Source organism: Hyphococcus sp. (assembly GCF_041986965.1).
GTDB lineage: Bacteria > Pseudomonadota > Alphaproteobacteria > Caulobacterales > Parvularculaceae > Hyphococcus.
This window is the reverse complement of record NZ_JBHIXB010000001.1, coordinates 961,048-986,650: the sequence shown is the minus strand read 5'-3', so window position 1 is coordinate 986,650 and position 25,603 is coordinate 961,048. Positions and strand designations below refer to the sequence as shown.

Below are 25,603 nucleotides of genomic sequence, written 5' to 3'. Positions count from 1 at the left end.
CGCGGAGGAGCCCCGCGAGCTGAGCGAGTGAAAAGTGAGCGTGCGAACATGACCGAACAGAACCTCGATGTTTTTGATGTTTTCTCCGAGAACTACACAAAGCTGAAGCAGGAGGCGATGAGCCTGCGCGACTACCTTCTGGCCGCACGCGACGACGACATGCTTTATGCATCGCCCGCCGAACGCATGGTGAAAGCCATCGGCGAGCCGACCCTTGTGGACACGTCGAAAGATCCGCGCCTCGCCCGCATCTTTTCAAACCGCACTATTCGACACTATCAGGCCTTCGAAGGCTTTTATGGCATGGAAGACACGATCGAGCGCATCGTCTCCTTCTTCCGTCACGCGGCGCAAGGGCTCGAAGAAAAACGCCAGATCATCTATCTCCTTGGCCCTGTCGGCGGCGGCAAATCCTCGCTCGCCGAGCGCCTCAAGGACCTGATGGAAACCTATCCGATCTATGTGCTGAAAGCCGGCGACGAGATCTCGCCCGTCTTTGAAAGCCCGCTCGGCCTGTTCCAGTCGGAAGAGCTGAAAAGCCTCCTCGCCGACAAATACGGCATTGAAAAGCGCCGTCTCACCGGCTTGATGAGCCCCTGGGCGGTCAAGCGCCTCGATGAGTTCGGCGGCGACATCTCCAAATTCGAGGTTGTGCGCATCTTCCCGTCTAAACTGCGCCAGCTCGCCATCGCCAAGACCGAGCCGGGCGACGAAAACAATCAGGATATTTCAGCGCTGGTCGGCAAGGTCGACATCCGCAAGCTTGAGCATTTCAGCCAGGACGACACCGACGCCTATTCCTATTCGGGCGGTCTTTGCCGCGCCAATCAGGGCCTTCTGGAATTCGTCGAGATGTTCAAGGCGCCGATCAAGGTCTTACACCCGCTCCTGACCGCGACGCAGGAAGGCAATTATGTCGGCACCGAAGCGCTCGGCCCGATTCCGTTCACCGGCGTCATCCTTGCGCACTCCAATGAAAGCGAATGGCAGGCGTTCCGCAACAACAAGAACAACGAAGCCTTCCTCGACCGCATCAATGTGATCAAGGTGCCTTACTCCTTGCGCGTCACCGAAGAGCGCCAGATCTATGAAAAACTGCTCGCGAGCTCCGAATTGAGCGAAGCGCCATGCGCGCCAGAAACCCTCGATCTTCTTTCGCGCTTCTCGGTGCTGACGCGCCTGAAAGAACACGAAAACTCCAACCTCTACTCGAAGCTGCGGGTCTATGACGGCGAAAAGCTGAAAGACACGGACCCGAAAGCCAAGACCATGCAGGAGTATCGCGACGCCGCCGGCATCGACGAAGGCATGGACGGCATCTCCACGCGCTTTGCCTACAAGGTGCTCTCCGAAACCTTCAATTTCGACACCGACGAAGTCGCGGCCGATCCGGTCCACCTCATGTATGTGCTCGAAAACGCGATCAAGCGTGAGCAATATCCGGACGAGACCGAGAAGCAATATCTCGACTTCATCAAGTCCGAGCTTTCCCAGCGCTATGCGGAGTTTATCGGCAAGGAGATCCAGAAGGCCTATCTCGAAAGCTATGCGGAATATGGCCAGAATCTTTTCGACCGTTACATCTCTTACGCGGATGCGTGGATTGAGGATCAGGACTTTAAAGATCCTGACACCGGTCAGCTTCTCGACCGCGCGACCCTCGACTCCGAGCTTTCAAAAATCGAAAAGCCGGCGGGTATCGCCAACCCCAAAGACTTCCGCAACGAAGTCGTCAAATTCGCGCTTCGGGCGCGCGCCAATAATGAAGGCATGAACCCGAAATGGACGTCCTATGAGAAACTGCGCAATGTCATCGAAAAGCGCATGTTCTCCCAGGTCGAAGACCTGCTTCCGGTCATCTCCTTCGACTCCAAAAAGGATTCGGAGACCGAAGCCAAGCACGAAAATTTCGTCAGCCGCATGGAAGACCGGGGCTACACGCCGCGTCAGGTCCGCCGGCTCGTCGAATGGTATATGCGCGTTAACAAAGCTGGATAAGGGTTGTGGGGAAAGGTTGTAGGTTGCAGGATTAAAGTTCCCGTAGTTCCGACAGCCTGCAAACCGCAAACGACAACCAATGAACTCGTTTCATTTCATCGACCGGCGCAAAAACCCCAAGGGCAAGTCCCTTGGGAACCGTCAGCGTTTCCTGAAACGCGCCAAGGCGCAGATCAAGGAAGCGGTGAACAAGTCCCTGCGCGAGCGCTCCATGAAGGAGCTCGACAAGGGCGAGAAAATCTCGATCCCGTCGAAGTCGACCGCTGAACCGCGATTTTCCCATGACCGGGAGAAAGGCGCGCGCGAGGCGGTCCATCCCGGCAACAAGGAATTCTCCGCCGGGGACAAGATCAAGAAGCCGCCCAAGGGCGCGGGCCGCGGCAAGGGTAAGGACGCGAGCGATTCCGGAGAGGGCGAGGACAGTTTCCAGTTCACGCTGACGCAGGACGAATTTCTCGACATCTTTTTCGAAGACCTGGAACTGCCCAATCTCGTCAAACGCTCCCTGAAAGAGATCAAGTCCTACGCCTATAAGCGCGCCGGCCTGACCGTCGCAGGCTCGCCCACCAACATGAATCTCGTGCGCACCATGCGCAACGCCCATGGCCGGCGCCTCGCCCTGAAGCGCCCGTCAACGAAAGAAATGAACGAGCTGAAAGAACGCCTGTTCCAGCTTGAGCGCATCGCCAGCCCGTCGGAAGACGAGATCGCGGAGAAAAAAGCGATCCTTGAAAAGCTTGAAGGCATGGAAAAACGCCGCCGCTTCACGCCGTTCATTGATCCGCTCGACATTCGCTACAACGCCTATGAGCCGACGCCGGTGGAGACGACCGCCGCGGTCATGTTCTGTCTCATGGACGTGTCGGGCTCCATGGGCGAGCGCGAGAAAGACCTCGCCAAGCGGTTCTACATGCTGCTCTATCTGTTCCTGAAACGCCGCTATGAGCGCGTGGAAGTCGTTTTCATTCGCCACACCCATCATGCCGAAGAAGTGGACGAGGAAACCTTTTTCTATTCGCGCCAGTCCGGCGGCACGGTCGTCTCCACGGCGCTCGAAAAAATGCTGGAGGTCCAGCGCGACCGCTTCCCGGCTCATGAATGGAACATCTATGTGGCGCAAGCGTCGGACGGGTTCACGCAAAGCGGCGACGCCAAGCGCTGTGTTGAAATGCTGGGCGAAGAGGTGATGCCGATCTCCCAGTACTACGCCTATATCGAAATCCTCGACGAGCGCGAACTGGAAGTCTTTTCCGATGCGGATTCAGGCGCGGAACTCTGGCGCGCCTATCGCACATTTGCGCCCACCTGGCCGAACTTCGCCCAGACGCGCATCGCGCGTCCGCAAGACATCTTCCCGGTCTTCCGCGAGCTTTTCGCCCGCGACCGGAAGGAGGCGGCGTGATTATTCACCATTGGTTGTTTTGGATAGCTGCAGCGTCGGTCTCATTCGTTTGGAATTTGGTCGGGGGGAATTTTTATTCACGCATGCTGCTACTTGTTAGCCAAAACTCTTCCAAGAAGCTCTCTTTGATACTTTCGTCCTTTATAGTCTACCCTGTCTTCGCCGTACTCATGTTTATTCCTTGGCTGGGAGCAATTCACTTTTATGGTGATATATCGAAATTAACTGCGCCACAGCTAATTGTTGCCTGCTCTCCACTTCTTGTTGGCGCTATTGGAATGTACCTGGGCTTAAGGCCTCGACTAAAACAGCTTAGAAAAGCCGGGATGTTTGTATGAGCATCACCGCAGAAAAACTCCCCCTCCTCTATTCCGAAGCCGACTGGGACTTCGACGGGCTGAAGCGCGCCTATGACGCGATCGAGGATATCGGGCTCAACGATCTGAAGCTGGACGTTTATCCGAACCAGATCGAGATCATCTCGTCGGAACAGATGCTGGACGCCTATTCCAGCCACGGCATGCCGCTGATGTACAAGCACTGGTCCTTCGGGAAACATTTCGCCCGGGACCAGATGACCTATCAGAAGGGATACACCGGTCTCGCCTATGAGATCGTGATCAACTCCAACCCCTGCATCGCCTATCTCATGGAAGAAAACACCATGACCATGCAGGCGCTGGTGATGGCGCACGCGTCCTTCGGGCATAATCATTTTTTCAAGAACAATTATCTCTTCCGTCAGTGGACCGACGCCGAAGGCATTTTGCCCTATCTCGACTTCGCCAAGAAATACATCGCCAAATGCGAAGACGAATATGGCTTTGAAGAAGTTGAGGCGGTGCTCGACGCGGCGCATGCACTGATGGATCAGGGCGTGTTTCGCTATAACCGCCCGCCGCGCCTTTCCGACGCTGACCGGCTCGCGAAAATCGCCGCTCGCGTCAAACACGAGGAAACGAACTTCAACGATATCTGGCGCACCTTGCCGAACACGGAAGAGCCCGAAGACGAGCTGGAAGAACGCCAGGCGGAAGTCCGCAACATTCAGCTTCCCGAGGAGAACCTCCTCTATTTCATTGAAAAAGCCTCGCCCGTTTTACGCCCGTGGCAGCGCGAGCTGGTGCGGATCGTCCGCAACATCGCGCAATATTTCTATCCGCAAAAACAGACCAAGGTGATGAATGAAGGCTGCGCGACCTTCGTCCACCATTACATCATGAACGAGCTTTATAATCGCGGGCAGATTTCCGAAGGCGCGATCATGGAGTTTTTGCACTCCCATTCCTCCGTCGTCTTCCAGCCGGAATTCGACGACCCGCGCTATTCGGGCATCAATCCTTACGCGCTCGGTTTCGCCATGATGGAAGACATCAAGCGCATCTGTGAAGACCCGTCAGGCGAAGACCGCGAGTGGTTCCCGGATATTGCGGGCGTTTGTCAGAAGGGGGGCGACTGGCGCGACGTCCTGAAAGACGCCTGGGCCAATTACCGCGATGAGAGCTTTATCCTGCAATATCTCTCGCCGACCGTGATGCGCCATTTCCGCATGTTCGCGATCGGCGACGATTCCGATCAGTCCCATGTGGAGATTGAAGCGATCCATGACGATCGCGGCTTCCGCAAGGTCCGCCGGGCCCTCGCCGATATGTACGATCTCGGCATGCATGAGCCGAACATTCAGGTTGTCGGCGCCGATCTCGGCGGCGACCGCACGCTGCAGCTGCGCCACACGGTCCATAAGGGCCGCAAGCTGAACGAGAAAACCGCCGCCGCCGTCCTCACCCATATCGAAACCCTGTGGGGCTATGACGTGACGATGGAAGAGGAGGATGCGTAGATATCAATCGACAACGCCTAATACAGCATGTTGTCTCGTCACTGACTTACTCTTCTATCCCAATTAAAGCATCAATGATTGAATCGTGAATTTCGACCATATGTGCGCACGTAGCTGATAGTTTTCTCATTCGCCTCATGGGTGGCGTTTTCTTGAAAATCGTTCCGAGAAGAGAAGCCCCACTCGCACCTGCATATTCCAGAATGGAGCCAAGAAAGTTAAAACCATCCCCGATCATTTCTCCTTCTGAAATTCCGTCTTTAACGTAATTATATGTTTTCCGCCATGAATTTCGCCGCTCGCGGTGATACACAAGAAACTTCATTCTTTCCTGACGTGTGTATCCATCGCCATACGCCGTCACCGCCAAGGCAGTAGCATCTTTTACAGGCAGCGGTTGCAGCTCTTCATCGTCAATCATTCCCCCCCCCTCCGAAATAGTGAAATATTACCTTTGTTGTTTAAAATAAGAATTCAAAATACTAAACGCAAAACTCAATTTTATTGCCGTATTAAATGATTTCATTTTGCTTCTAGCCGCCCTTATTGTCCCGCCCGAAATTCGGCGCGGCGCTTTCCTGACCCGCCTCGACAATCGCCTTGCGCAGCCCGCGCACGCGGGAGAAGGCGTCTTCCAGCGTCTTGCCGTCATCCCAGCGGATCGCCCGCTGCATCACCGCAAGTTCTTCTGAAAAACGTCCCAGGACTTCCAGCACCGCTTCCTTGTTATTGAGAAAAACATCGCGCCACATCACCGGATCGGAGGCGGCGATGCGCGTGAAGTCGCGGAACCCGCCGGCGGAGTATTTCACAATTTCTCCGGCGGCGACCGATTCCACGTCATCGGCGGCGCCGACAATCGTGAAGGCGATGAGGTGCGGCAGGTGGCTCGTCACCGCGAGCGCCAGGTCATGATGTTCCGCGGTCATGATCTCGACCTTGGCGCCGACGCCGGACCAGAGCGCGGCGGCTTTGTCGATCGCCGCCTTGTAGGCGGCGTCATCGCGAGGGCAAGGCGTCAAAATGCACCAGCGATCGTGAAATAGCGAGGCAAAACCCGCTTCGGGGCCCGATTGCTCGGTGCCGGCAACCGGGTGGCACGGCACAAAACACACCCGCTCGGGCATGCGGCTGGCCGCTTCAACAGCGACGCCCTTCACCGAGCCGACATCGACAATGAGCGCGCCATCATCAACCGCGCTGGCGAGTTCATCGGCGACCGCGCCGATGGCGCCGACAGGGGTCGACAGAATAATAAGGTCAGCGCCTTTAACGCCTCTGGCGAGATCCGTCTCGCCTCTGTCGATCACACCGAGCTTTTGGGCCCGGGCGATCACATCGGCGTCCCGGTCGACGCCGACAATCTCATCCACAAGGCCCGCCTCGCGCAGGGCGCGCGCCAGCGAGGAGCCGATCAGGCCGACGCCAATAACGCTGGCGCATTTGAATTTTACAGGATCAGTCACGGGAGAATTTCTTTTCCAAAAGCTCGATGAATTTGCGGTTGCCTTCTTTGGGGCCGACGCTGACGCGCAAATAGTCGCCAAGGCCGTAAGATCCCATATCGCGCACAATAACGCCGTTCGCCGCCAGGTAAGAACGAACGTCGTCGGCGTTTTTGCCGGGCTCGTCCGAAAACTTCACCAGAATGAAATTGCCGTGGCTCGGCGTGAACTCCAGACCGAGGCCGCCGATCTGTTGCTGCAGATAATCGCGCTCGGCGCGGTTATGCTCGAAATTGCGCCGGACAAAGTCCTGGTCTTCAACCGCCGCAATTCCCGCCGCCTGCGCGGCCGTTGAAACATTGAACGGGCCGCGAATGCGATTGAGCACATCGGCGATCATGGGCGGACAATAAGCCCAGCCGAGACGCAGCGCAGCAAGGCCGTAAATTTTTGAAAAAGTGCGGGTCATGACGACATTCGGAAAATCATCGACCAGCGCCGCGCCGTTCGAGTAATCGCTTTCATCAACAAACTCCGCATAGGCGGCGTCAATGACGATCAGAATATCCTCGCGCAACGCCTCGCGCAGGCGCCGAAGCTCGGCATCGGTGAGATAAGTGCCGGTGGGGTTGTTCGGATTGGCGATGAAGACGATCCGCGTTCTCTCATCGACAAGACCGAGCATGGCGTCCACATCGCCGGTCAGGTTTTTTTCCGGCGCATATCGGGGCTCGGCGCCGACGGAGAGGGCCGCGATCGCATACACCACAAACCCGTGGGCGCTCATGATGATGTTGTCGCCCTCACCCACATAGGCGTGGGTCAGAAGCTGGAGAAGTTCATCCGAGCCGGCGCCGCAGACAATGAGCGCCGGATCGAGGCCATGAACCTCGCCGATCTTCTCTCTCAGCGTGACCGACGCGCCTTCCGGGTAGAAGAAAAGCCGGTCCGCCGCTTCTTTATACGCCTCAATCGCCTTCGGGCTCGCGCCGAGGGCGGATTCATTCGAGGACAGCTTATGGACGTCCACGGCGCCGGGCGCTTCCGATGCCCCGGGCTTGTAGGGCTTGATGTCCATAATGCCGGGACGCGGCTGCGGGAGCGCCATGAGATGAAATCCTCTGCTTCGTGCCGTCCGCGATATAGCGGCGGGACGCCTGCGCTGGCAACCAAGCCCTATCGCGGCGCGGCGTTGCGTCTTGTGGGCTGAGGCGCTGCAATGGCGGGACGCAGCGCGCGCGCGCCTTCACGCCGGACGAGACCAACGGGAGCGAGCATATCCTTCTCCGCCTCGAGCATAAGAACGCCGCCAAGCCCCGGCCACAGCGCCGCGCCCGCCCGCTCCCATGCACGCGCCGCGCGCAATAACAGCTTTGACCGGAAAGGCGGAAAGAACAAAGCTGCATTCCATACGGTTGGCCTAAAAACGGCGTCGCGCAGGAGAACCTCCAGACGGCGTTTGTGATAAGGCCGGCCGGCGGCGAAAGGCGTCGTGTCGATCACCGACCACAGACCGCGCCGGTGCGCCGCCACGATAATGACCCGGCCGTCGTCTTTCAAAACGCGCCAGACCTCACGCATGAGGCGCTGGGGCTGCGGCGCCTCCTCAAGACCGTGAACGATCAGCACACGGTCAAGACTTGCATCGGGGATCGGCCATTCATGCTCGCCGACAAGGCTGGCCGTATTCGCTTTTCCCGGCGGCCAGCGGATAACGCCTTGTCCGCCGGGCGCCAGCGCAAAGCGGGCGGCCGCGCTGGTGAACAGTTCAAGATAAGGATTTGCATAACCGAAACCGGCGATGGCCAGCCCGGCGCCGTCGCCCCAGATTTCAACGAGACGGCCGGAAATGAAATCACGCGCCAGACGCCCCAAGGGCGCCTGATAGAATTCATGAAAATCGAGGATATCCGTGCGCATGAACCGTCCCGCCCCTTTGATTTTGCGCGGGGCCTTCCCGATTGTTATGCTGGCGGTCTTAATCCGGCGTCAATGACGCCCGCGCCATCCCTTTGAAAGACTGACCGCATGCCCATCGATATCCGCCAATTCCCCTGCCTTTCCGATAATTACGGCTTTCTCGTCCATGACCGGGAAACGGGCGCGACGGCGACGATCGACACGCCGGATGCGAACGCGATCAACGGTGAGCTCGCCGCCGCAGGCTGGAAGCTCACCCATATCCTCAACACCCATCACCACTGGGATCACGCGGGAGGCAACCTGGCGCTGAAAGAAAAATGGGGCTGCACGATCATCGGCCCGAAAGGCGAGGCGGAAAAAATTCCCGGTATTGACCGGCTCGTCGGGGATGGCGACGAGATTATGCTCGGCGCGTCAAAAGCGGTTGTTCATACGACCCCGGGGCATACGCTTGGCCATGTCATCTATCATTTCGCCGATGACGGCGCCGCCTTTGTCGGCGACACCATTTTCGCCATGGGCTGCGGCCGGTTGTTTGAGGGCACGGCAGAACAGATGTGGGCGTCCCTGTCGATGATCGCCGCCTTTCCGCCGGAGACGAAACTTTACTGCGCCCACGAATATACGAAAGCAAACGCCGCCTTCGCGCTTTCCGTCGATCCCGAAAATGACGATCTTAAAAAACGATCAGATGATGTTGACGCCATGCGCGCAAAAAACATTCCGACCGTTCCAACAACGGTGGCGCTGGAGCTTGCAACCAATCCGTTCCTGCGCGCGGGCGACCCGTCGTTACAGGCCGCCATCAAGATGCCGGGCGCAAAACCTGTTGACGCCTTTGCCGAAACAAGGCGGCTTAAAGACAATTTCTGACGCTAAACGGCGATGCGTTTTTCGATCAGGGTCTCTTCAGCATAGCCGCGCTTGCGAACGGAATAGCGTTTGCAAAAATCGAGCATTGCCTTCACCTCTGGGCAATCAGGCTCGATAATGCTTTGCTCCAGCGAAACCGCCGCAATCACCTTATCGTCATAGGACATTATCGGCGCGGAAATGCACTGCCGGCCCGCCATGATGAGGCCGACGGAATAGGCGTAACCCGCTTTTCGCACCTTCTCGACATTAGATGACACTTCTTTCATGGCCGTATCGAAATTCTTCTCGGTCTGCTTGCGAACGACCTCTGCGATCCGGTCAGAATTACCGAACGCCAAAAAAACCAGCCCGGTCGCAGATGAAAGAACCGGGATGGAAACACCCGCCCCCAGCATCGCCATTGTGGGCTGTTTCGAGCGTTCAAACCTCACAATTGTCGGGCCGCTATCCGCCCAGACGGTAAGGAATCCATCCGCATTGGTTTGTTCGGTTAGCGCCGGCAGCGCTTCTCCAGCGCGATTTACAATGTCGACACGATTGATCGCTGCAAGTCCAAGCCGCAGCGTTTCCATGCCAAGGTCATAAGCCCCGGATTTCGCTGTCTGGTTTAAAAATCCGCAAGCACAAAGACTCTGCAAATATCGATGCCCTTTACTCGGCGCGACGCCGGCTCTTGCAGCAATTTCCTTTAACGACACCGGCCCATCCATCTGGGCCACAACATTCAAAATATTGATCGCCTGACTGACTGACTTAACTCCGGAGGCGGTCTCACTTTCAGCTTTGTCCATGGTTTCCCCGCAAAGTTTGCCGCGAGACAAGCAGCGGCAAAGGCCCCTGTCCTGACGGCACTATTTAAATTTGTGCGGGCACCCCCCCGGAAGCGCGCATTCAATCCAATCATTTTAATTACGAATGGTTGGAATAGTTTTATAATACAACACCAATTGAAAAACGGAAGTTTTTTTCGATTTTGCAATACGAAACAAATTCCGCATTGCAAGAAGAAACATTACCGATACTATCATCTCTGCTTTTTACAATGAAAATCCAGTATAGTTCGCTCGCGCAACATCATTTGTGCAAATGTGTAGAGTAACTACATATATGGAGCGGGTGAAGGGAATCGAACCCTCGTCGTAAGCTTGGGAAGCTTCTGCTCTACCATTGAGCTACACCCGCCTCAGCCTGGAATGGGCCAGCCGACATTACCCATTTCACCCCGGCGTGAAAAAAGGTCAAGCGGGCGTTTTCCGGCCGGCCCAAGCCAATTCGGCGCCGAAAAGGTCTCGACCCGGCCCGCAAATCTCACCAAGAATTCATTTCTGGAGCTGCGCGGCGCCATCTTTAAGCCCGCGCGAACAGGTTTATCTATGCCGGAACGAAAGCGGCTTCCCGCCGTTTTCATGAAAATTCGGGATTTTGAAAGGAGGCCGGTCATGTGGAAACGGCTAACAGGCATTTTCAGCGCGTTCGGTGCGGCGCTTCTTGTTGCGATCGCCCCCGCCGCCGCCAAGCCAAAGGCGGAAAAAGCTGCGGAATTAGTGGTCGAGGCGGCGGACACGGTGAGCTATTTCGCCAATGACAGCGCTTTTGAGCCCTTATGGGAACTGGCGGATGACGCCAAGGCCATGGTGATCGTGCCAAAATCCATTCGCGGCGGGTTCATCCTCGGGGCGTCCGGCGGCAATGCGGTCATGATCGCCCGCAATGAGGACGGAAGCTGGTCGGAACCGACCTTTTTCACGATCGGCTCCATCTCTCTCGGCTTCCAGGCCGGCCTTGAAGGATCAGAAACCATTCTCGCCGTCATGACACAGCGCGGCATGGAACATCTCCTGTCGACGACGGTAAAGCTCGGCGCCGACCTCTCCCTCGCCGCCGGCCCGATTGGCGCGGGCGCGAAAGCGCAGACCGTGGACATCCTCGCCTTCTCGCGTTCGCGCGGCCTTTATGGCGGAGTGAGCCTTGAAGGCGCCATCCTCAAGGCGCGCCACAGCTGGAATAAGGATTACTATCAGGCGAATGTCACGCCCGCCGACATCATCTACCGCGAAAAGGTTTCGCAGCCGCAATCGGCGGTTCTGCAAAACGCGGTCTGGGCGCTCGCTCATCGCGATCAGCCGGGCGCGCAGCCGACCATGATGGCGCCGGTGCAGCCCGCGCGCATCGATCCGGTTACCGGCGAACCCTTGCCGGAAGAACCGGAATATGAAGACGATGAAGTCTGGGGCGCGCCCATTGGCGAGAATAATTAACGCGCCATCCGCGTGATGACACAGAATTGATCTTTAAGTGATCAAGGCGAAAACGCCCGCCGGTTGCACCCGGCGGGCGTTTTCGTTCATGCTTGCTTGTTAGTATATGCGAGACCCACATGGACGGCGAACAGCACACGCTGAAAAAATTTCAGCACCCGGACATTACAGCGGAAGGCGAAACGCGCGCCGCCGCGCCGTTCGTAAAGCTCGACACACTCTGGGTGAACACAGGCACATTGTGCAATGTGGAATGCACGCATTGCTACATCGAATCCTCGCCTTCCAATGACCGTCTCGTCTATTTGACGGCCGCAGATCTCACGCCGCTTCTAGAAGAAGCGCGCAGCATGGGCGCGGCGGAGATCGGCTTCACCGGCGGCGAGCCTTTCATGAATCCGGATATGATCCCCATGACCGAAGCGGCCTTGTCGCGCGGTTTTGAAACCCTGATTCTCACCAACGCCATGCGCCCGATGATGCGTCCTCGCATATGCGAGGGGCTCACGGACCTTCGCAAGAAATTTGGCGACCGCCTGGGCCTGCGCATCAGTCTCGATCATTATTCAGTAGAAGGCCATGACGCAGAACGCGGGCGCGGCGCCTTTGACGCAGGGATGGCGGGCGTTAAATGGCTTCACGACAACGGCTTCGCCATCACCATCGCCGGACGCAGCCTGACAGGCGAAAGCGAACAGGATTTACGGACGGGCTTCGCCAGGCTGTTTGCAACATCCAGCCTTACGCTCGACGCGCATGATCCGGCGCAGCTTGTCATTTTTCCGGAAATGGATCCCGTCAGGGATGTTCCCGAAATCACGAACGCCTGCTGGTCGATACTCGGCAAAAACCCGGCCGATGTCATGTGCGCCAGCTCCCGCATGCTCGTTAAACGCAAAGGCGCTGACAAACCTGTCGTGTTGTCCTGCACGCTCCTTCCTTATGACGCCCGTTTCGAACTGGGCGAGAGCCTCGCCAAAGCTTCAACGCCGGTGAAACTTAATCACCCTTTCTGCGCGCAATTTTGCGTCCTTGGCGGCGCGAGCTGTTCAGGGTAAGCAGCGCCTTATGAACACACCGCCAAAAGAAACCGCTCTTGAGCAACGCGGCGCTGAAGGCGCCAAACTGGTTTCGCCTTCAACAGCGCGCAATCGCGACGTCATTCGCGATGCGTTTCTCGCCACGATGCCGCAAGAAGGAACCATCCTGGAAGTCGGCGGCGGAACAGGCGAGCACGCTGTTCATCTCGCCAGCGCCCTGCCGGAGGCAAGCTGGTTTACAGGCGACCCGGATGAAACGACGCGCGCCTCCATTGCCGCCTGGATCGCAGAGGCCGGGCTCGACAATCTTCAGGGACCGCACGCGATTGATGTCGCCGTGCGCGACTGGGACGCCAGCCTTGCGGCGCCTTTTGATGGCGTTGTCTCCATCAACATGATCCACATCGCGCCTTTCGCCGCGGCCGAAGGATTATTCGCGGGCGCAGGCAGATTGTTGCGGCCCGGCGGGAAACTGTTTCTTTACGGACCATTCTCTAGAAACGGCGTTCACACAGCGGCGTCCAACGAGGCGTTCGATCAAAGCCTTAAATCACGCGACGCCCGCTGGGGCGTGCGCGATCTGGAACGGGACATCGCGCCGCTTGCGCAAAAAAATTTCCTCAGCCTTGAAGAAGTTGTGGAAATGCCCGCGAATAATTTTTCCGTCATCTTCCGGAAAAACTGACAAAAACATTTTGAATCAGCGCCCTCTTTTCCCCACAGGCATGGGCGAAAGAATGTGGAAAAGAATGATTCGACGTCAGTCAATTCTTCGGTATCCTGATCATGTTTCGCGGCTCTACCGGCCATTCGCAGCGCTTGCCTAGCTGAGGGTGGAACGAGCAGACGAAATGATGCGCTGGTCCGAATGCGACGCTCAGAAGCATATCGGGCAAGACAAAACCGAAAGGCGGGATTTGTCGCGCATGGCCGGACCTGAGCGGTCCGCTCCTGAACGGAAGGCCGAAAGGCGGTTCGTGAACCGGGAGACTGGCATCGCCGTGTACAGCAGGCAAGCTGTGAAACGGCGCGCGACGTCAACATCATGCGACAGCGCAAGCTGGCGCGATGGGAAAGGCGGCGCGGATCTGAAGGACGCATGGCGGCGGACATGGCGAAACGCAAATTGCCGGCAGCCACGACCCGAGTTGTGCGCCCGAAAGGTCTAGCGGTTGAAGATATTGGCGGTAACGCTGATATTTAACAGTCGCACTGGAGAGCATCTGAATTCTCACTGGATTGGGGTGTGCTCCGGATTTCTCGCGTAAGCGGGAAGAAAGGGCGTCGCGCAAGCGTCGCCCTTTTTTCGTTTGCGCCTTTTCTTTGCTTAAGCGCGGAATTTCCCTCTCAGCGGCCCTATGCGGGCCCCTGCAAAGACCTGTATAGGGCCGCCATGGCCCGGACTATCCGCACCCTTGCCGCCCTGTTGATTGCGGCGTTTTTTTTGATCGCCGGCAATGGCCTTCAGGGAACGCTTCTGTCCGTGCGCGGCAATATAGAAGGCTTCCCGCTGGTGCTGGTAGGCCTCCTCATGTCCGCGTATTTCGTCGGCTTCATGGCCGGATGCCAGTTCGCGCCCGGCATGGTGAAGCGGGTGGGCCATATTCGAGCCTTTACGGCTCTCGCCTCCATCGCTTCCGCCGCCGCCCTAGCTTATGCGCTCGCGGTGCAGCCCGTTTTCTGGCTGGTCCTGCGCGTCATCACCGGCTTTGCCCTGGCCGGGCTCTATATGATTATCGAAAGCTGGATCAATGAAGCCGTGGACAATGAACAGCGCGGCCGCACCCTCGCCGTGTACCGGCTGGTGGACCTTTCCGCCGCCACGCTTGGCCAGGCCCTGATCGCGCTTGCCGCGCCCACCGCCTTCACCCTGTTCGCCATCGTTTCAATCCTGATTTCGCTCGCGCTGGTGCCGGTCGCCATGACCACTTCCGCGCAGCCCAGCCCGATCGCCAGCGCAAAGCTCGAATTGCGCAAGCTGTTTCAAATCTCCCCCCTCGCAGCCGCCGGATGCCTCGCCGTGGGGGGCGCCAATGGCGCCTTCTGGGCGGTCGGCGCCGTTTACGTTCAACAACTCGGCTACGCCGTCGCCACCGTCGCGGTATTCATGACGACGGTTGTCGTCGCCGGCGCGCTGGTGCAATGGCCGCTCGGGCTGATCTCCGATCGCATCGACCGGCGCATCGTCGTCATTGCAACGGCGGGCCTGTGTGTGGCGTCAGGCGTCTTCCTCGCGCTGGCGGGCGGCGTCTCCAGCGACATGCTGCTTTATGGCGGCTTTGCTTTCGGCTTTACGGCGATGCCCATATTCGGCTTGTGCGTTGCGCACGCCAATGACCGCGCCGAACCTCATGAATATGTGACGCTCGCCGCCGGGCTTCTCTGGCTTTACGGCGCGGGCGCCGTCGCCGGACCGGTGATTGCGCCTGTCGTCATGAATGCGTTCGGACCGAAGGCGCTGTTTATTCATACATCTGCGATTTACGGCGCGCTTGTTGTGTTCGGGCTTTACCGCATCCTCGCGCGTGACGCCGCGCCGCAGAAAAACCGCGAAGCCTATGTCTCCGTACCGCGCACCTCCCCCACGGTGTTTGAAATCGATCCGCGCGGTGAGCATGAAGATGACGGCGCCGAAGAAGGCGTCAGCGAAAATGCTTCGACAGTTTAAGGCCCTGGCCCTGATAGTTTGACTTGATGGTTTCGCCGTAAAGGCGTTCCGGGCGCGCCGCCATTTTCTCATAAACAAGGCGCGCCACAAGCTGACCGTCCTCAAGAACGAAGGGCGCGTCATGGCTTCTAACCTCAAGGACGCCGCGCGAGCCATTCACGCCGCCTTCACGCCAGCCAAAGCCGGGATCGAAAAAACCCGCATAATGCACCCGAAACTCACCCAGGCCGGGGCTGATCGGCGTCATCTCGGCGGCGTAATCGGGCGGCACCGCCAGCGCTTCTTTGGAGGCGAGAATATAAAACTCGTCAGGGTCAAGAATAATAAATCCAGATTTCGGCGCGGCGATCGGCTCGAAATAGTCCTGACGCTCAAGGCCGCCGACCTTATCGACGTCGATCAGCGCGGAATGACGCCGCGCGCGCCAGCCGATAAATTCGCTGTCAGACTGAAGAGAAACGGACAGCCCCAGCCCGCCCGCAATGTCGGCCGGTCCGTCAACCAGCGGCGACGCCTCATTCAACCTCTTCAACGCGGCGTCATCGAGCCGGCACTCCCCATATTTGAGGCGCAGCTGATTGAGGCTCGATCCCGCGCGGGCGAGAATGGAAAACGTCCGTGGACTGATTTCCGCGTATAACGGCCCTTCATAACCCGCCGGAATTTCATCGAAGGCCGCGCCATAATCTGTGACGAGGCGCACAAAAACATCGATGCGGCCGGTGGAGCTTTTCGGATTGGCGGCGCCTTTGAGCCCTTCGGGCAGCGCCAGCCTTTCATTAAGCTCCACAAGATAGACGCAGCCGCGCTCAAAAACGGCGCCGGCGGAAAGATCGATTTCCTGCATGGCGAGACCGTCGGCGAGGCGCGCGGCCACCCGGCGCGCGCGCGAGGGAAGAAATGACGCGCGCACCCGCCACGCGCGAGGCGACAGGGTGAGATCGAGGCTCGCCGGCTGCAGGCGTGTGGGATGCGCCCCCACGATCACGCCGCTTTCCATCAGCGCGGCAATGGTTTGCGACGCGAGCACGCCCTCCGTCAGCATCTCCATCGGTGTCGTTCCATCCTTCATCAGGCTCGTTTGCCTTCCACAAGCGCTGATGGCAAGGGCTTTAGCGTGCACGCTTCGCCGGCCTTTCCCCGCCTCGTTGAATTTGCATTCATTGTCTGGCGCATTGCAACGACGCAGCATAGATTGGGCAAAAAGGGGATAGTTCATGGAGTTGCAGGGCGGCGCGATGTCTAGGGGAGACCGCAGCGGCGAAAACTATGAAAGCGTGACGCGTGGCATTCGCGTCAGCGTGACGCCGCGTTTCCTTGAAGACCAGTCAGATCCGGAAGAACCACGCTATGTCTGGGCCTATACGGTCCGCATCAACAATGAATCGGAGACGCCCGTGCAACTGCGCACGCGCTATTGGCGGATCACCGATTCCCGCGGCCAGACCGATGTCGTCGCCGGCGACGGCGTGGTGGGGGAACAACCCGTGATCCGCCCCGGCGAAGGCTTCGAATACACCTCCGGCGCGCCCCTGGCGACGCCCTCCGGCCTGATGGTCGGCGCCTATGGCATGGAGGCCGCCGGCGGCGAGATCTTCGACGTCGATATCCCCGCCTTCTCCCTCGACAGCCCGCATGAAATGCGCCAAGTCCATTAACAGCCTGCCCGCAAGAGTCTGACTCTGGCTTCAAAATTGGGCTAGATTGCAAATGATCAGACGTCCGCCAGCCACAAGTTCATGCGGTCAGACTCTCAAATATTAAGGAATCAGAGCCCTAAAGGCATCGTGTTCTGGCAAACGAACATCTGTCCATCCGCCATTCGACGGATTATCCTCAACCTCGCGCCGGGCTCTGGGGGCGTCGCTGACGAACGCTTTTCATGCTGAACTTCCGCCCTGTCTTGCTGGTTACGGGCGCGCTTGTGGCCGCGCTGGGCGTGATGATGCTTATCCCCATGATGGCGGATCTCCTCGCGACGGCTGAGGTCCATCGCGCGGACTGGTCCGCCTTCGCCATCGGCGCCTCGGCGGCGGTTCTGATTGGCGGCGGCGCAGCGGCGGCAAGCTGGGGCCGGATCGAAACGATCTCCCTGCGCGAAGGATTTCTGCTGACCTCGGCAAGCTGGCTGGCGCTTGTCGTGTTCTCCGCCATTCCGCTCGCGCTCGGCGAGATGGAGCTGTCTTATACGGATGCGTTTTTCGAAGCGATGTCCGGCATCACGACAACCGGCTCGACCGTGGTCAGCGGTCTTGACGATGCGCCGCCCGGATTCTTGTTGTGGCGCTCCATGCTGCAATGGTTCGGCGGCGTCGGCGTCATCATCATGGCTTTCGCCGTGCTGCCCGCGCTGAAAGTCGGCGGCATGCAGATTTTCAAAAACGAAGCCTGGGACACGTCGGAAAAATACATCGCCAACGCTGCGCAATATTCGCTCGGCCTCAGCGGCATCTATGTGTTTTTCACCATCGCCTGTTTCATCTCCCTGTGGGGGTTTGGCATGCCCGCCTTCGATGCGCTCAATCACGCCCTGACGGCGATCTCCACCGGCGGCTTTTCAACCAAGGACGCTTCGGTCGGCGCCTTTCTGACCGTCGGCCGCGCGCCGCTGGACCTCGTCATCACGGTCTTTATGGTGATTGGGTCCCTGCCCTTCGGCATCTTTCTCATCGTCATCATGCGCGGCGCCTGGAAAAGATTGTTTACGGACAGTCAGATCCGCTTCTTTGCCCTAACCATCCTCGTTCTGACGCTCGCCGTGATGGTGGACGTCATCGAGGCCTTTGGTCATCTGGGGCTTTTCACGGCCTTCCGCATGGCGATTTTCAATGTCGTGTCGATCCTCACCGGCACGGGTTACGCCACCACCGATTACGACGACTGGGGGCCCTTCGCGATCGCGTTCTTTTTCTGCATCATGTTTGTGGGCGGCTGCGCCGGCTCAACATCCTGCGGGATGAAGATCTTTCGTTTTCAGGTAGCGCTGGCCGCGCTTGTTCTTTATGCGCGGCGCCTTGCGCATCCGAACGGCGTCTTTGTGGAGCGCTATAACGGACATCCGCTCACCAACGATGTGTTCGTTTCGGTGCTGAGTTTTTTCTTCGTCTATTTCGCGATCTTCGCGACGCTCGCCGTCTTTCTGTCAGGTCTTGGCCTCGACACGCTGACGGCGATTTCCTCTGCGGGCACAGCCGTGGCGAATGTCGGCCCGGGCCTTGGCGACATCGTCGGCCCGGCGGGCAATTTCGCCACTCTTCCCGACGCCGCCAAGCTGGCCATGTCAGCGGGGATGCTGCTTGGCCGGCTCGAATTTTTCACCATTCTTGTCTTGTTCTCGCCGGCCTTCTGGCGCGGTTGATCTAGCGAGCGGCTAAAGACTTTGCGCGTTGAAGGTGTCGCAGGCGTCAACGCTTCCGGTGCGATAGCCCTGCGTGAACCAGCGCTGGCGCTGCGCCGATGATCCGTGGGTGAATTTTTCCGGCTGCACTTCCTGGCCGGCGCCGCGCTGAAGCGCGTCATCGCCGATCACCTCCGCCGCCTTGAGGCCTTCGGCGATATCGCCTTCATCCAGAAACTGACCCATGCGATCGGCGTAATGGGCCCAGACACCGGCGTAACAGTCGGCCTGAAGCTCCATCATCACCTGATAGGCGTTGGCTTCGGCTTCGCCCCGGGCGCGCTGTTGCGCCGTGCGCACCTGATTGGAAATGCCCGTCACCGTCTGCACATGGTGGCCAACCTCATGGGCGATCACATAGGCCGCCGCAAAATCGCCCGGCGCGCCGAAACGCTGCGCCAGCTCACGGAAAAACCCGACATCAAGATAAAGCTTCTGATCGGCGGGACAGTAAAACGGTCCGGTTCCCGAGGACGCAAAACCGCAGCCCGACTGCGTGTTGCCGGAAAACATGACCAGCGTCGGCTCAGGGTAATCGGAACCGGCCTCCTCGAACAGGCACGACCAGACGTCTTCGGTTTCAGCCAGCACAGCACGGACAAATTGCGAGGATTCGTCGTCTATGGGCTCGGCCTGCTGCTGGCCGCCGACGCCGCCCTGGAGCAAGGCCATGGGATTGACCCCGGCCATATAGAGGCCGACGCCGATGACGCCCACAAGGAGGAGCCCGCGGATGCCGAAGCGGCCAATAATCAGGCGCAAGAGCATGAGGAGGATCCCCGCCCCGCCCGCGGCCGCCGCGCCCCGGCGGTCTTCCACATTGCGGCTCTGGCGCCGCCCCTGCCATTTCACCATCGTCGCGTCTCCCGCCCAGGCCCGGATAGGATAACCCCTAGGCCCGTTAACCCTTGGATTTAACCGCCAATAAGCCGCAAAGTCCGGCGCCTGTCGAGCCCTCAACCCCTTGCGGGGCCGAGGGTTCCACGCCCCGCCTTGACTTGGCGGCGCCCACATAGGACTTTCTGCCCTCACCCAGTGGGGGGACATCGGGGGTTGTTTCATGTCCGGAACCGGTGACGCTGTAAGACTTGCAGCGGCGTTCATCACAGCAGCGCTGTTTGGCGCGGCCATCGCGTGGCCGCAGGGCGGCGCAAAATTCGCCGAAAAAGCCGAAGCGTTCGCCGCGCGCGCGGATGGCGCGCCTATGGAGACGCGCGCCTGCGCCATTGGCGAGCCGGTGCTTTCCGGGCCGTTCGCCCCGCTGGACGATGTTCTGTCGGTGTCGCCGCTGGGCGGCGTGACGGCGCCGGGCGAAGCCCTGCCGGCCCCTTATATCCGCATCAACACCCGGTCCGGCGAGCAGGCCTTTGAGCGGCGCACAACCAGCGCCCTCGCCCCCGCCAAAGCCGACATTGTCGCGATCGAAAGACGCACCTTGCGTGACGCTTACGGCCGCGCCACGGGCCCCTCCTGGACCGTTCATTTCCGCGGTTGCGGCGACATCTCATTTTACTATGACCGCATCGACCGTATCGATGACGCCATTCTTGAAAAAGCCGGCGGACTGGTCGCTTTCACCGAGTTCGGCACCCCCGATCACATGGGCGTTGAAACCCGCATCCGCGTCTCCGTCGGCGATGTTATCGGCGCCAGCGATGGTTTTGACGTCGGGTTGCATGACCCCGACGCGACGCCCGCCGCGCTGGCGCGGCCCGAGCGCTATCGCACCGACAGTTTCGCCCGCGCCGAAGTTTTCGACGCGCCGCCGAGTCTTCTCGCCGCGATTACAACCGACGTCACCCATGCGCGCTGCGCCATTGATTATCTGCCTAAGGATGACCAGACGAAATGGGCGGCGCTTCTCGGCGACAGCTGGGGCGTGCGCCGCGCCAAGGGCGACAACGCGTGCCGCGCTGCGCTGGTGGACACGCCCGGCGCCGCGCAAGGCGCATGGTTTACCGACGCCGCGCATAACGCCGCCGCCAGCAAGGTGAGCGCCATTGCGCTGTCGCCGGACTCGATCGATCCGAACCGGATGATCTTCGCCCTGCACGGACGCCTGCTATCCTTGACCGAAGCCATGGTCTCGCCGCCGAAAACACCCGGCGCCGCAGCAAACGGCGTTGCAAAAGATTTTCTGTCCTTCACCGAAGGCGAAGGCCGGATCAATACGCCCTTCGCCAATGTCGCCGACATGGATGTTTATTGCTACCAGAAGTTGCGCGCAAATTTCATCGGCCCGCTCGTCAACGGCGTTGTCCTGCTACAACGTCAGCAGGGCGATAACGGTCTCGACATCCTGAAAATCGAAGCCCGCAGCGATGTTACGGCCTGCATCGACCTTGACGAGCCGTGGAGTTTCACCGGCAATGAAACGGTGTTTTACCGCTAAGCCGCCGGCACGAACGCGCTTAAAAATTTTTACTCCTCATTGCGCTAGGGCGGTTTGCGCGGCATGGTGCCCGCGATCATGCGTTTTCATTAAAAACGGTCACGCGTTCATAGCCTTGTTTGCCGACTTTGTTTTGGAAATACAGTCGCCGTGAAAGACTTCCGGCTCTGGCCGGAGGGAATGGAAGGAAGCGTGAAAGGGTGGCCAAAGGCGCCGAAAATCTGAACTGGATCGACGCGCTTCCCGATGACATGCGCGACGATGTGGTTTCTCAAATGAAATCCGTTCGCGTCAAACAAGGCGCGCTGATCTGTGAGCGCTTCAGCCCCGCCAAGGGGATTTTCCGCGTTGTCTCTGGCACGGTGCGCCTGTTCTCTCTCGCCCCGGACGGCCGCGAGCTCATTTACAAACATAACGGCGCCGGCGAGAGTTTTGGCGACCTCGCGGCGATTGACGGCGGATCTTACACCGTGTCGGCGGAAGCCATGACGGACTGCGAGCTTCTGTTTCTCGCCCGCAGCCAGTTAAACGACCTTAGGCAAAAATATCCTGCGCTGGAGACGGTGCTTCTCAACTATGTGGCGCGGATCGCCCGCACGTCCATCATGTCTTTAGAAGTGGCCACCATTTTTCCCCTGCAAGCGCGTGTCGCGTCGCGCCTTGCTTTTCTCGCCGCCGGCGAACGGGCGAGAGGCGGTTCTGTGATGGAGCTCAAAATCGCACAAAAGGATCTTGGCGTCATGGTCGGGGCGTCGCGCCAGGCTGTGAACAAGGTTCTCTCCGAGTTTCAGTCCATGGGTCTTGTGGAGACCCATTACGGATCTTTGCGCATCACCGATATTGACGGCTTGCGCCGTCAGACCATGCGTTTTTCGTCCTCCGCGCAGCGCCAGGCCTAGGGTTTTTTCGCAGAAACAACCGAATAATAGGGGCTTGTCTGCACCGCTTCGACGCCCGTGAACCCTGCGTCCTCAAGGAATTTCGTCAGCTCACGGAGCGTATATTGCTTGCCTTTCGTGCCGCGCAGCATGAGGACCGAAAATGACGCCGGCGTCACCGGTCCGTCTTCATTGTCGGTCATGAGAATCTCATGGAGGAGAATGCGGCCGCCGGACGGCAGGGCGTCGAAAGACTTTTTCGAAAGCTGCGCATTGATTTCATCGTCCCAGTCATGAAAAACATTGGAAAAGAACAGCGCGTCATAACCTGCGGGCCAGTCTTCCCGGAACATGTCGACGGCAAGCGTGTTCACCCGGTCCTCAACGCCGGACGAAGCAACGAACAGCTCGCTCGCCGCATCGCACATCGTATCGAGATCCATGATCGTGGCGTTCAGCGATGGATTGCGCTGCGCCGCCGCGATCGCAAAAACGCCGGAGCCGCCGCCCACATCGAGGAGTTTTTTAACGCCGTCAAAGGCGCCGGACCGCGCCGCCGCCACGGCCGCCGGCAGCGAATGCGCATGCATGAATTTCGCGATGCTGCGCGCGGCGTCGGGCGGGACTTTCCCTTCCTCCCAGCCATCAGACGGCTTGTCTTGCCGCGGGGTCTGCCCCGTTTTCAGCAAGGATAAAAGTTCTGCGTGAAGCGGCGTGCCGTTTTTATAGACGTCAAAAAGCGGCGACCAGGAATAGGTCGTATCGGCGAGCAGATAGGTGCGGGCGTGAGGCGTCAGACGCCAGACGCCTTCGCGGCGATGAACAAGCCCCAGCGCTGCAACCAGCGACATGATTACGCCAAGCGCTTTGGAATTCAGGGAGAGTTTCTTTGCAAGACCATCGAGCTCCATGGGCGCGGTTTCAAGCGCTTCAAACACGCCCGCTTCCTGAACCGCCGTCGCCGCCGGAAAATAGTGCATGGAAAGCCAGAGATCCCAAATAGCGCGGTCGTCCACCGGCGGCGCTTCGTAAAAGCCTGTCATAGTTTCTCCCGAGTGATCCTCGAGGGAAGACTATAACAGGGAGCGGGGACCATGCGCTTTTTTGCGCATGGAATGGCGACCGCAGGCGTTCTCTGATCGGCGCCTACGCCCCGGCGCACCAGTTTCCCTTGGCGCCGTCGACCCCGAGACCGGCCGCAACCAGCGCAGCGCCAAGATCGGCGCCGTCCGCCTCAATATGCGCGACCACACGGCCGGCATATTTGCCTTGCTCGATTTCGCTGAGCTCGGCTTCTCCGGCCTGCAAAAACTCCTCGACAAAGGATTTCGCCCGGCGCGCAAGCGCGCGCTCGGCGTCGCATCGGGGCCGGAAAAGCTCGGGCGCATCGACGCCGGCGAGACGCACGGACACAACAAGCTCCTAGTCGAGCCAGATCGCGACCCGCATTTTCACTGTATCGCCGTCAATGACCCGCTCCACATGAGCGCGCGCCGGGCCGGAAAACCCCGCCGCCCAGAGCGGCGGCGGCGCCAGCGCGATACCCAGCGCAATACAAAGCCAAACTGATGCAAATATTGCTTTCATGCACACGCATAGGTAGCATGTTTATTGTTTGTTCTCAATATAGGTGAGCTATACTATTTCAACAATACTTCATTTTATTTGCATTCTACTCATATCGGCAAGCATCAGAAGGCCCATGCCGATCCCGCCAAAAAGGCCATAAGCGAGCGCCTTTTCAACATTTTCCGGCATAAAGCCGAGGGTGTTGAACGGCATCAGCCAGGGAAAATAGAGGCCGTATTGGGACGCCTGCGCAAAGATCGCGAAGAACCCGCCGCCAACGCCGAGCGCCATGGGAATGAGGAAATTGCGGAAGCGGAAAGCCGCCCAGAGCTGGACTGCGATTAAAAGGAAGGACGAGAGATAAACATAAGCGAGCCGTTCGACGACCACACGTTTCCATTCCCTGACCATAAGCATGACATCCATATCGCCAAAAGTCGTATCGTCCGCATCCACCATGGTTTCGGCGAGCGCGGCGAAAGGCGCCGGGTCCATGAGCTTGTTCGCCGGATTGAGCGCGCCGGCGAGCCAGCCGCCAAACGCCAGCAAGCCGCCGGTGAGCAAGCTCATCATCGCAATGAGCCCAAGCGCAACGATCGCCTTCGCCGCAAAGACACGCCATTTCGGCACCGGCAGCGCCAGAAGATGCGCCCATGTTTTCGGCCCGTGCTCCAGTTGCGCCAGAAGCGTTGCAATGATTGTCGCGGTCAATGGCATCATGAAGGTCGCCCAGGCGGTCAGTCCCGCAAAAAGATAAAGCGGCCAGGCGCGAAGGCTTGCCCCGCTCGCCTGCAGCGAGAAAAAGAGCAGCGCGACCAGCGCCGGTCCCGCGAGCATCACCAGCATGATCTTGGAGCGTTTCAGTTTAATCAGTTCGACCTGAATGGAGGCGAGCATGGCGTGTCCTCACTCCTGACCGGGTTGCGTCTTTGCGCCGACAAGCTGAAGGAACAATTCCTCCAGCGTCCAAGGCGCAAGGGCGAGATGATGAACGTCAATGCCGGCGTCATTCAGCCGCCGGTTGATCGAAGCCGCGCGCGCTTGCGCGCCGTCGGCCGTGGGCAACTCGATGATGAGGCGGCCATTGCGATTTTCCACCTTACGGGCGCCGCCGCCCAGCAGCGCCGTGGCGGTTGCGTCATCAGAACAGCCTATTTCGAGCCGCGGCGCATGAAGGCCGCGCAATTCACCCATCGCGCCCTGAAACACAATCTTGCCGAGATGGATCACGGCGACATGAGACGCCATCTGTTCGATTTCTGCGAGATGATGGGACGAGACAAAAACCGTGGCGCCGGTGCGTTCCGGCAGGCTTTTGATAAAGTCGCGCATTTCCCGAATGCCCACAGGATCGAGCCCGTTGGTGGGTTCATCGAAAATGAGAAGCTTCGGCGACCCGAGAAGCGCGCGCGCAAGACCGAGGCGGTGGCGCATGCCGAGGGAATATTTACGCACATGACGGTCCGACACATGGGAAAGCTCCACCGTCGAGAGCACGCGATCAATGTCGGATTTGTCGAGCTTTAACAGGCGGCGTGTAATGTCGAGATTTTCGCGCCCTGTCAGATGTTCGTAATGGGCCGGCGTTTCGAATGCGACGCCTACGGATTTTAGCGCGCGCAACCGGTTGCGGCGTAAATCCTCCCCGAAAATCGCGATGCGTCCGCGATTGGGCGACAAAAGCCCCAGCAGCAGCCGGATGGTCGTTGTCTTACCCGCGCCGTTTGGCCCCAGAAAGCCGAAAATCGCGCCTTCCGGCACCGAGAGATCGACGCCGTCAACAGCGTTGACGCCGCGAAAGCGCTTCTTGAGACCCTCTGTCTCGATTGCAATGCTCATAGGCCCCGTTTCACGGGACAGGACATCTCCCGTGAAGCCTCCTTTTCATTTCCGCCATTCCGGCGCTTGGCCCGGCTG

At 59.0% G+C, this 25,603-nt stretch carries 24 protein-coding genes and 1 tRNA gene; 12 read left to right on the top strand and 13 right to left on the bottom strand.

Features of this window, described 5'->3' with window-relative positions; all coding sequences use genetic code 11:
• The first annotated feature begins 48 nt into the window (after positions 1–48).
• From ACFC5L_RS04905 to ACFC5L_RS04895, 3 genes are all read left to right on the top strand, one after another.
• Positions 49–1,998, top strand: coding sequence for a PrkA family serine protein kinase (locus tag ACFC5L_RS04905; RefSeq protein ID WP_375201396.1), 1,950 nt, complete (start codon positions 49–51; stop codon positions 1,996–1,998).
• Positions 1,999–2,077: 79 nt separating this feature from the next.
• Positions 2,078–3,400: a YeaH/YhbH family protein gene (locus ACFC5L_RS04900; RefSeq protein WP_375201397.1), complete on the top strand. Its 1,323-nt coding sequence runs from the start codon at positions 2,078–2,080 to the stop codon at positions 3,398–3,400.
• Between the two features lie 334 nt (positions 3,401–3,734).
• Positions 3,735–5,240, top strand: coding sequence for a SpoVR family protein (locus ACFC5L_RS04895; protein ID WP_375201398.1), 1,506 nt, complete (start codon positions 3,735–3,737; stop codon positions 5,238–5,240).
• A 46-nt stretch (positions 5,241–5,286) separates the two neighbouring features.
• On the opposite strand, the gene ACFC5L_RS04890 is transcribed toward ACFC5L_RS04895, so the two are convergent.
• The 4 genes from ACFC5L_RS04890 to ACFC5L_RS04875 form a co-directional block, all read right to left on the bottom strand.
• Positions 5,287–5,661, bottom strand: a complete 375-nt coding sequence (locus ACFC5L_RS04890) for a hypothetical protein (protein WP_375201399.1) — start codon at positions 5,659–5,661, stop codon at positions 5,287–5,289.
• A gap of 112 nt (positions 5,662–5,773) precedes the next feature.
• Positions 5,774–6,706 carry a prephenate/arogenate dehydrogenase family protein gene (locus ACFC5L_RS04885; protein WP_375201400.1) on the bottom strand — a complete coding sequence of 311 codons (933 nt, stop codon included), beginning with the start codon at positions 6,704–6,706 and terminating at the stop codon, positions 5,774–5,776.
• Positions 6,699–7,793, bottom strand: coding sequence for a histidinol-phosphate transaminase (gene hisC / locus ACFC5L_RS04880; protein ID WP_375201401.1), 1,095 nt, complete (start codon positions 7,791–7,793; stop codon positions 6,699–6,701). The genes ACFC5L_RS04885 and hisC overlap by 8 nt, the downstream gene beginning before the upstream one ends.
• Before the next feature lie 68 nt (positions 7,794–7,861).
• Positions 7,862–8,605, bottom strand: coding sequence for a class I SAM-dependent methyltransferase (locus ACFC5L_RS04875; RefSeq protein ID WP_375201402.1), 744 nt, complete (start codon positions 8,603–8,605; stop codon positions 7,862–7,864).
• 108 nt (positions 8,606–8,713) lie between these two features.
• On the opposite strand from ACFC5L_RS04875, the gene gloB reads away from it, so the two are divergent.
• Positions 8,714–9,481 carry a hydroxyacylglutathione hydrolase gene (gene gloB, locus ACFC5L_RS04870; protein WP_375201403.1) on the top strand — a complete coding sequence of 256 codons (768 nt, stop codon included), beginning with the start codon at positions 8,714–8,716 and terminating at the stop codon, positions 9,479–9,481.
• Between the two features lie 2 nt (positions 9,482–9,483).
• Here the strand turns inward: gloB and ACFC5L_RS04865 are convergent, their stop codons facing one another.
• Both ACFC5L_RS04865 and ACFC5L_RS04860 read right to left on the bottom strand, forming a co-directional pair.
• Entirely contained in the window at positions 9,484–10,275 is a 792-nt protein-coding gene (locus tag ACFC5L_RS04865; protein WP_375201404.1) for an IclR family transcriptional regulator, read from the bottom strand.
• A 317-nt stretch (positions 10,276–10,592) separates the two neighbouring features.
• Positions 10,593–10,666, bottom strand: a tRNA-Gly gene (locus ACFC5L_RS04860).
• Positions 10,667–10,923: 257 nt separating this feature from the next.
• Between ACFC5L_RS04860 and ACFC5L_RS04855 the strand changes: the two genes are divergently transcribed.
• The 4 genes from ACFC5L_RS04855 (at position 10,924) to ACFC5L_RS04840 (ending at position 15,450) form a co-directional block, all read left to right on the top strand.
• Entirely contained in the window at positions 10,924–11,742 is an 819-nt protein-coding gene (locus tag ACFC5L_RS04855) for a lipid-binding SYLF domain-containing protein (protein ID WP_375201405.1), read from the top strand.
• A 119-nt stretch (positions 11,743–11,861) separates the two neighbouring features.
• On the top strand, positions 11,862–12,800 hold the full coding sequence (locus ACFC5L_RS04850) for a radical SAM protein (protein WP_375201406.1): 939 nt from the start codon (positions 11,862–11,864) through the stop codon (positions 12,798–12,800).
• A gap of 10 nt (positions 12,801–12,810) precedes the next feature.
• Positions 12,811–13,467, top strand: a complete 657-nt coding sequence (locus tag ACFC5L_RS04845; protein ID WP_375201407.1) for a DUF938 domain-containing protein — start codon at positions 12,811–12,813, stop codon at positions 13,465–13,467.
• 708 nt (positions 13,468–14,175) lie between these two features.
• Complete coding sequence (locus ACFC5L_RS04840) at positions 14,176–15,450, top strand: MFS transporter (protein WP_375201408.1); 1,275 nt, start codon at positions 14,176–14,178, stop codon at positions 15,448–15,450.
• Here ACFC5L_RS04840 and ACFC5L_RS04835 read toward each other — a convergent pair.
• The gene (locus ACFC5L_RS04835; protein WP_375201409.1) at positions 15,425–16,522 is read right to left on the bottom strand and encodes a 2'-deoxycytidine 5'-triphosphate deaminase; all 1,098 of its coding nucleotides are present in this window, start codon (positions 16,520–16,522) and stop codon (positions 15,425–15,427) included. The two genes, ACFC5L_RS04840 and ACFC5L_RS04835, sit on opposite strands and share 26 nt — an antisense overlap.
• Positions 16,523–16,667: 145 nt before the next feature.
• On the opposite strand from ACFC5L_RS04835, the gene apaG reads away from it, so the two are divergent.
• Together apaG and ACFC5L_RS04825 are read left to right on the top strand one after the other, a co-directional pair.
• Positions 16,668–17,108 carry a Co2+/Mg2+ efflux protein ApaG gene (gene apaG, locus ACFC5L_RS04830; protein WP_375201410.1) on the top strand — a complete coding sequence of 147 codons (441 nt, stop codon included), beginning with the start codon at positions 16,668–16,670 and terminating at the stop codon, positions 17,106–17,108.
• Between the two features lie 224 nt (positions 17,109–17,332).
• A complete protein-coding gene (locus ACFC5L_RS04825) occupies positions 17,333–18,808 on the top strand; it encodes a TrkH family potassium uptake protein (RefSeq protein ID WP_375201411.1) in 1,476 nt (491 codons plus the stop codon).
• Positions 18,809–18,820: 12 nt separating this feature from the next.
• Here the strand turns inward: ACFC5L_RS04825 and ypfJ are convergent, their stop codons facing one another.
• On the bottom strand, positions 18,821–19,699 hold the full coding sequence (ypfJ, locus tag ACFC5L_RS04820) for a KPN_02809 family neutral zinc metallopeptidase (protein ID WP_445727735.1): 879 nt from the start codon (positions 19,697–19,699) through the stop codon (positions 18,821–18,823).
• 208 nt (positions 19,700–19,907) lie between these two features.
• Between ypfJ and ACFC5L_RS04815 the strand changes: the two genes are divergently transcribed.
• The gene (locus tag ACFC5L_RS04815) at positions 19,908–21,239 is read left to right on the top strand and encodes a hypothetical protein (RefSeq protein WP_375201413.1); all 1,332 of its coding nucleotides are present in this window, start codon (positions 19,908–19,910) and stop codon (positions 21,237–21,239) included.
• A 200-nt stretch (positions 21,240–21,439) separates the two neighbouring features.
• The gene (locus ACFC5L_RS04810) at positions 21,440–22,138 is read left to right on the top strand and encodes a Crp/Fnr family transcriptional regulator (protein ID WP_375201414.1); all 699 of its coding nucleotides are present in this window, start codon (positions 21,440–21,442) and stop codon (positions 22,136–22,138) included.
• On the opposite strand, the gene ACFC5L_RS04805 is transcribed toward ACFC5L_RS04810, so the two are convergent.
• The 5 genes from ACFC5L_RS04805 to ACFC5L_RS04785 all read right to left on the bottom strand — a co-directional run bounded on the left by ACFC5L_RS04805 (position 22,135) and on the right by ACFC5L_RS04785 (position 25,525).
• On the bottom strand, positions 22,135–23,160 hold the full coding sequence (locus ACFC5L_RS04805; protein WP_375201415.1) for a methyltransferase: 1,026 nt from the start codon (positions 23,158–23,160) through the stop codon (positions 22,135–22,137). The two genes, ACFC5L_RS04810 and ACFC5L_RS04805, sit on opposite strands and share 4 nt — an antisense overlap.
• 103 nt (positions 23,161–23,263) lie before the next feature.
• A complete protein-coding gene (locus tag ACFC5L_RS04800) occupies positions 23,264–23,530 on the bottom strand; it encodes a thermonuclease family protein (protein ID WP_375201416.1) in 267 nt (88 codons plus the stop codon).
• A 9-nt stretch (positions 23,531–23,539) separates the two neighbouring features.
• Positions 23,540–23,704, bottom strand: coding sequence for a hypothetical protein (locus ACFC5L_RS04795; RefSeq protein WP_375201417.1), 165 nt, complete (start codon positions 23,702–23,704; stop codon positions 23,540–23,542).
• Between the two features lie 69 nt (positions 23,705–23,773).
• Positions 23,774–24,583: an ABC transporter permease gene (locus ACFC5L_RS04790; protein WP_375201418.1), complete on the bottom strand. Its 810-nt coding sequence runs from the start codon at positions 24,581–24,583 to the stop codon at positions 23,774–23,776.
• Positions 24,584–24,592: 9 nt separating this feature from the next.
• On the bottom strand, positions 24,593–25,525 hold the full coding sequence (locus ACFC5L_RS04785; protein WP_375201419.1) for an ABC transporter ATP-binding protein: 933 nt from the start codon (positions 25,523–25,525) through the stop codon (positions 24,593–24,595).
• Between the last annotated feature and the right edge of the window lie 78 nt (positions 25,526–25,603).

Bases quoted from the DNA above. Each gene is read 5' to 3' on its own strand.
- ACFC5L_RS04785 (WP_375201419.1), bottom strand. From the start codon at position 25,525: ATGAGCATTGCAATCGAGACAGAGGGTCTCAAGAAGCGCTTTCGCGGC.
- ACFC5L_RS04890 (WP_375201399.1), bottom strand. From the start codon at position 5,661: ATGATTGACGATGAAGAGCTGCAACCGCTGCCTGTAAAAGATGCTACT.
- ACFC5L_RS04835 (WP_375201409.1), bottom strand. From the start codon at position 16,522: ATGAAGGATGGAACGACACCGATGGAGATGCTGACGGAGGGCGTGCTC.
- ACFC5L_RS04865 (WP_375201404.1), bottom strand. From the start codon at position 10,275: ATGGACAAAGCTGAAAGTGAGACCGCCTCCGGAGTTAAGTCAGTCAGT.
- ACFC5L_RS04875 (WP_375201402.1), bottom strand. From the start codon at position 8,605: ATGCGCACGGATATCCTCGATTTTCATGAATTCTATCAGGCGCCCTTG.
- ACFC5L_RS04895 (WP_375201398.1), top strand. From the start codon at position 3,735: ATGAGCATCACCGCAGAAAAACTCCCCCTCCTCTATTCCGAAGCCGAC.
- gloB (WP_375201403.1), top strand. From the start codon at position 8,714: ATGCCCATCGATATCCGCCAATTCCCCTGCCTTTCCGATAATTACGGC.
- ACFC5L_RS04845 (WP_375201407.1), top strand. From the start codon at position 12,811: ATGAACACACCGCCAAAAGAAACCGCTCTTGAGCAACGCGGCGCTGAA.
- apaG (WP_375201410.1), top strand. From the start codon at position 16,668: ATGGAGTTGCAGGGCGGCGCGATGTCTAGGGGAGACCGCAGCGGCGAA.
- ACFC5L_RS04795 (WP_375201417.1), bottom strand. From the start codon at position 23,704: ATGAAAGCAATATTTGCATCAGTTTGGCTTTGTATTGCGCTGGGTATC.
- ACFC5L_RS04850 (WP_375201406.1), top strand. From the start codon at position 11,862: ATGGACGGCGAACAGCACACGCTGAAAAAATTTCAGCACCCGGACATT.
- hisC (WP_375201401.1), bottom strand. From the start codon at position 7,793: ATGGCGCTCCCGCAGCCGCGTCCCGGCATTATGGACATCAAGCCCTAC.
- ACFC5L_RS04905 (WP_375201396.1), top strand. From the start codon at position 49: ATGACCGAACAGAACCTCGATGTTTTTGATGTTTTCTCCGAGAACTAC.
- ACFC5L_RS04805 (WP_375201415.1), bottom strand. From the start codon at position 23,160: ATGACAGGCTTTTACGAAGCGCCGCCGGTGGACGACCGCGCTATTTGG.
- ACFC5L_RS04815 (WP_375201413.1), top strand. From the start codon at position 19,908: ATGTCCGGAACCGGTGACGCTGTAAGACTTGCAGCGGCGTTCATCACA.
- ACFC5L_RS04840 (WP_375201408.1), top strand. From the start codon at position 14,176: ATGGCCCGGACTATCCGCACCCTTGCCGCCCTGTTGATTGCGGCGTTT.
- ACFC5L_RS04825 (WP_375201411.1), top strand. From the start codon at position 17,333: ATGCTGAACTTCCGCCCTGTCTTGCTGGTTACGGGCGCGCTTGTGGCC.
- ACFC5L_RS04855 (WP_375201405.1), top strand. From the start codon at position 10,924: ATGTGGAAACGGCTAACAGGCATTTTCAGCGCGTTCGGTGCGGCGCTT.
- ACFC5L_RS04790 (WP_375201418.1), bottom strand. From the start codon at position 24,583: ATGCTCGCCTCCATTCAGGTCGAACTGATTAAACTGAAACGCTCCAAG.
- ACFC5L_RS04900 (WP_375201397.1), top strand. From the start codon at position 2,078: ATGAACTCGTTTCATTTCATCGACCGGCGCAAAAACCCCAAGGGCAAG.